We start from the raw sequence: 4,664 nt of genomic DNA, 5'->3' as shown, positions 1-4,664 counted from the left end.
GACAGACCCCCACACCGGCGAAATCCCAAATTGACAACTATAGGAGCATCAATGCCCTGGCTGAGACTCTCAACGGCTACTACAAAGCCGAGCTGATCCGTGGCCCCGCCCGCTCCAAGGGCCGTGGAAGACCGTTGAAGACGTGGAGCTGGCCACTCTCGGGTGGGTCCACTGGCATAACACTGTCCGCCTGCACGGCTACCTCGAAGACCGCCCTCCGGCGGAGTTCGAGCAGCTGTTCTATGCTGAGACCACCGGCGCCAACCAGCTGGTGGAAATCCAATAAAACAGGTCTCCATCAAACCCAGGGCGCTTCAACGTCACGGCCGTAGCAGCCTTGCTGCTCCTGGCTGGGTTGCTGGGCACCGGGTGGGTAATCATTGGCCCCGAGCATCCGGTGTATGCAGTAGTCGTTGCGGCAGGCGTCTTCGGAATCGTGCCCTTCCTCGGCGAACCGCTCGCCCGTCGTGTCCCCCGCACATGGTTTCGGATCCCGGAGAGAGAACGCATCATCCATCGCCTTCTTGGCGTCAGGGTCTTTGGTCACATCCTGGAACGCACTGGGTGGAACTCTTTGGTCGTAGGTGCAGGACGCACCTTCAATGGAACCCGCGCCGCACTGCCCCGTCTTGCCCAGAGCCTGAGGGGAAATATGAGTGCCCACGCGGCCGGCTTAGCCCTGCACCTGGGCCTGGCCGGAGGGACTGTCGCTACCGGCAGACCGTCGTCCGCCCTCTGGTTGGCTCTCCCTGGGATTGTTCTTCACCTGTACCCGGTGCTGCTTCAGCGCTCAATCTTTCTCCGTACGCAACACCTTTCTGACCGATACGACCGCTGAACACCTCAACTCAGCCTAGCCAGGCCAGAGCCCTCGCCACTGTGCACTTCCTAGTGGGCCACGGAAACAGGGCCTCCTCACCAGGAAGTGCTCTAGCGCTCCTGGGCGTGGTCGTTGTAGATCGAGAGCGTTCCCTCGTAGTTGGCGACCCACACGCTGCCGGTGGTGTTCTCATAGGTCACCCCAATGGGCAGGTGCCCCGTAGGCAGTCGCTCGATCTCCTCGAACGTCTCCGCATCAAACTTGGAGACCGTGTCCTCGTAGTAGTTGACCACGTAGAGGGCTGTGCCGTCAGTGGAGATATCCATGCTGCGGGGCTCACGGCCCGTGGCGGTGCTACGGATCACCTCATTGGTTTCGGTGTCGAAAGCCACCAGCAGATCAGACTGCGAGAACGTCACGTACAGCGTCTGGGCATCCGGGGAGAGCACCAGGTGCCGGGGGAAGCGGGCCTGATCGTAGATGACCTCTTGCTCACCGGTTTCCAAGTCCACCTGGTACAGCTCATTGGCGTACATGGCCGTGACATACACCGTGCGATTATCCGGCATGGCGGCGATGCCGCGGGGCTGGGAGTTCACCGGCACGCGCATCAGCTCCTCACCAGTGGCGGTGTCCACCACGGAGAGATCGTGATCGCACCAGTTGGAGACCAGCAGCCGCGAACCATCCGGGGTCAGCTCCACGAACTTAGGCACTCGCCCCACTTCAATGAACTGGTCCCAGTCCTGTTCTGCCACGCTGTAGCGGTAGACCGCCGAAGGTGCGACGGCGTCCCCATTGCGGCAGTCGTCATAGGCACCGGCCCCCATGTCCTCCAGGCGGTACTGGGAGACATAGGCGTACTGGCCATCCTCGGTCCACACCGCCTCCACCGGGGCACCCACTACCGACTCCGGGTACCCTTCGATGCCGAAATCACCAGGGCTGATGCGGTCTGAGAGCTCCTGGTGCAGCTCTTGGGCTTCGGCATCATAGAGGGTGATGGTGTTCTGATACATCATGTTGTTGGCGATGACCAGACCGTGGCCGTTGGCGACAACCGATTTGGGCGAGATCACCGGTTCAGTGATGGTGTTCTCGTGAACGAACGTGGTGGTGTTCGCCGCAGGCCATTCCGAGACCGGTGAATCCTCGCCTGTGCCGGCCGGAGGGGTGGAGTCATCGGCGTCATCACCAGACTCAGCCACGGCGTCGTCGGACGCCTCGCCGTCCGTGCCCTCAATGTCGGGACCCTCAATGGTCCCACCCCCGGTGGGCCCGACCTCATCTTGGGTCTCGGCGCCGCCGCAGCCGGCAGCCGCCAACGCCGCAATGAGCAGCGCAGCGGGAAGCATTCTGTGACGCCCCCGGGAAGGAATCAGGGCAGACGAAGAAGAGGACATCATGGCGGAACCTCACATGCGCAGCTGGACTGTCCCTGCGATTCTGTCATGGGCGCCCCGTCCGTCACTGGATATCACCAGTGTCGGCAGCACCAACATCAGCAGCAGCACGCGCACTAGGGCCCACAGCGGCCCAGGGGCGCTGTTCCCGCGGACCACCTGAATGCGGACGAGACGCTTGCCTACCGTGACGCCGAGCAGGCCCACCAGCAGCACATGCATCACCACAAAGGCTCCTAGCGTGGCCCAGGGGCTATAGGCGAACCAGGCCAGAGAGATCAGGCTGGCAAGACCCCAGTCGATGAACAGGGCCAGGACCCGCAGTCCAAAAGGTGCCAGACTTCCGGGGCCCTCAGGAGGGAGCCCCAGTTCGTCACCTGGCCAGCCGGCGTCGTTCTTGGAGTCAGTCACAGCGGCCCAGTCTATCGGTGAGCAGATTCTGTTACATGCCGGAAACATTTGCGTGACGGGCGGGAAACCACCGGGTGGATAGGCTGAGGGTCGAGTGCCGGGCAGTACCTGAAGTCATCGGGCGCCCCGGCTCCCCCATGTAAGTCACTGACGAGGAGCACGGACGAATGTTTTCCAGCCCTGAAGAAGTTCTGAAGTTCATCGAGGACGAGGACGTCAAGTTCGTTGACATCCGGTTCACCGACCTTCCCGGCCTGCAGCACCACTTCAATGTTCCCGCCCACACCGTGGACCTCGACTTCTTCGAGAACGGCCAGCTCTTCGACGGATCCTCCATCCGCGGGTTCCAGGGCATCCAGGATTCCGACATGCAGCTAATCCCGGACCCGGCGACCGCCTACGTTGACGAGTACCGCGTGGCCAAGACCCTGGTGATGACCTTCTCGATCGTCAACCCGCGCACCGGCGAGCCCTACGGACGCGACCCGCGCGGCGTGGCGAAGAAGGCCGAGGAGTACCTGGCTTCCTCCGGCATCGCCGACACCGCCTTCTTCGGCCCCGAAGCGGAGTTCTTCCTCTTCGACAAGGTCTCCTTCAAGTCCACTCCCGAGGAGTCCTACTACAAGCTCGAGTCCAAGGAAGCTATCTGGGGCTCCGGCGACGAGTTCGCTGAGGGACCCGGCGGCCACAAGATGGCCACCAAGGGCGGCTACTACCCGGTCTCTCCCCAGGACCAGTCCGCCGAGGTCCGCGACGAGATCGTCCTGGCCCTGGAGCGCGCAGGCCTGTCCGTGGAGCGCTCCCACCACGAGGTGGCAGGCCCCGGCCAACAGGAGATCAACTACAAGTTCAACACTCTGACCCTGGCCGCCGACGACGTCCAGAAGTTCAAGTACGTGGTGAAGAACACCGCAGCCGCCTACGGCCTGGCAGCCACCTTCATGCCCAAGCCCGTCTTCGAGGAGAACGGCTCCGGCATGCACTGCCACCAGTCCCTGTGGAGCAACGGCGAGCCGCTCTTCTACGACGAGAAGGGCTACGCCAACCTCTCCGACGTGGCGCGCTGGTACATCGGTGGCCTGCTCAAGCACGCCCACGCGGTGCTGGCCTTCACCAACCCCACCGTGAACTCCTACAAGCGCCTGGTCAAGGGCTACGAGGCTCCGGTCTCCCTGGTCTACTCCCAGGGCAACCGCTCCGCAGCCGTGCGTATCCCGATCACCGGCTCCAACCCCAAGGCCAAGCGTCTGGAGTTCCGTGCCCCTGACGCCTCCGGTAACCCTTACCTGGCGTTCGCTGCTCAGCTCATGGCTGGTCTGGACGGCATCAAGAACCGCATCGAGCCCCACGAGCCGGTCGATAAGGACCTCTACGAGCTGCCCGCCGAGGAGCTCAAGGACATCCCGCAGGCTCCCGGCTCTCTGGAGGAGGCGCTGGACGCCCTCGAGGCCGATCACGAGTTCCTGCTCGAAGGCGGCGTGTTCACCGAAGAACTCATCCAGGCCTGGATCGAGTACAAGCGTGAAGAGGAGATCGCTCCTCTGAACCTGCGCCCGAACCCCTACGAGTTCCAGCTCTACTTCAGCGTCTGATCAATTGACGCAAAAGCTGAGCCCGTACCTCATGTAGGTACGGGCTCAGCTTTTGCCCACTGCAAAGGAAAACATGAACGAGGTCACCGCACTCACCTCCTGGACTTTCGTCAATGAAGTTCCCGTACCGCAAGATGTCCAGGAGCTGCTGGTTGAGGGAGAGCAGGCTGTCGCCGCGTATAAGACTTTCAGGGACAGCGCGGTCTTCACGACGAAACGGCTCATTGTTCGGGATGCCCAGGGGCTGACCGGAAAGAAGGTCGAGCTCTACTCCATACCCTATTCTTCGATCAATATGTGGTCTTCCGAGAACGCCGGAAAGATACTCGACGTGAACGCCGAACTTCAGCTCTGGACACGATCCGGGGTAATCAAGATCAAAGTGGCTCTACGGATTTCAGGTGGGGATGGCCCCGTCGAGGCCTCCTCCGATGAGCA

6 protein-coding genes and 1 pseudogene are annotated in these 4,664 nt (G+C 62.2%); 4 read left to right on the top strand and 3 right to left on the bottom strand.

What is annotated here, in order from left to right:
- Positions 1 to 286, top strand: a pseudogene (locus RH857_RS13315) (integrase core domain-containing protein); the annotation flags it as partial.
- Between the two features lie 12 nt (positions 287 to 298).
- On the opposite strand, the gene RH857_RS13310 reads toward RH857_RS13315, so the two are convergent.
- Positions 299 to 547, bottom strand: coding sequence for a hypothetical protein (locus tag RH857_RS13310; protein WP_310538460.1), 249 nt, complete (start codon positions 545 to 547; stop codon positions 299 to 301).
- Between RH857_RS13310 and RH857_RS13700 the strand changes: the two genes are divergently transcribed.
- On the top strand, positions 437 to 838 hold the full coding sequence (locus RH857_RS13700; RefSeq protein WP_374761176.1) for a glycosyl-4,4'-diaponeurosporenoate acyltransferase CrtO family protein: 402 nt from the start codon (positions 437 to 439) through the stop codon (positions 836 to 838). The two genes, RH857_RS13310 and RH857_RS13700, sit on opposite strands and share 111 nt — an antisense overlap.
- A gap of 92 nt (positions 839 to 930) precedes the next feature.
- On the opposite strand, the gene RH857_RS13305 is transcribed toward RH857_RS13700, so the two are convergent.
- Both RH857_RS13305 and RH857_RS13300 read right to left on the bottom strand, forming a co-directional pair.
- Positions 931 to 2,175, bottom strand: a complete 1,245-nt coding sequence (locus RH857_RS13305; protein WP_310538459.1) for a YncE family protein — start codon at positions 2,173 to 2,175, stop codon at positions 931 to 933.
- Between the two features lie 60 nt (positions 2,176 to 2,235).
- Positions 2,236 to 2,634, bottom strand: coding sequence for an RDD family protein (locus tag RH857_RS13300; RefSeq protein ID WP_310538458.1), 399 nt, complete (start codon positions 2,632 to 2,634; stop codon positions 2,236 to 2,238).
- 167 nt (positions 2,635 to 2,801) lie between these two features.
- Between RH857_RS13300 and glnA the strand changes: the two genes are divergently transcribed.
- On the top strand, positions 2,802 to 4,226 hold the full coding sequence (gene glnA / locus RH857_RS13295; protein ID WP_310538457.1) for a type I glutamate--ammonia ligase: 1,425 nt from the start codon (positions 2,802 to 2,804) through the stop codon (positions 4,224 to 4,226).
- A 73-nt stretch (positions 4,227 to 4,299) separates the two neighbouring features.
- The coding region (locus RH857_RS13290; RefSeq protein WP_310538456.1) for a PH domain-containing protein at positions 4,300 to 4,664 on the top strand (365 nt) is incomplete at its 3' end.

The sequence above is a fragment of the Nesterenkonia flava genome, from assembly GCF_031432335.1.
In the GTDB taxonomy this organism is placed as follows: domain Bacteria; phylum Actinomycetota; class Actinomycetes; order Actinomycetales; family Micrococcaceae; genus Nesterenkonia; species Nesterenkonia flava.
The sequence above is the reverse complement of the archived record's forward strand: the minus strand, read 5'-3'. Positions and strand labels throughout refer to the sequence as shown.

What these genes read in the sequence shown, in the direction of transcription:
- RH857_RS13305 (WP_310538459.1), bottom strand. Translation starts at nt 2,175, where the DNA reads ATGCTTCCCGCTGCGCTGCTCATTGCGGCGTTGGCGGCTGCCGGCTGC.
- glnA (WP_310538457.1), top strand. Translation starts at nt 2,802, where the DNA reads ATGTTTTCCAGCCCTGAAGAAGTTCTGAAGTTCATCGAGGACGAGGAC.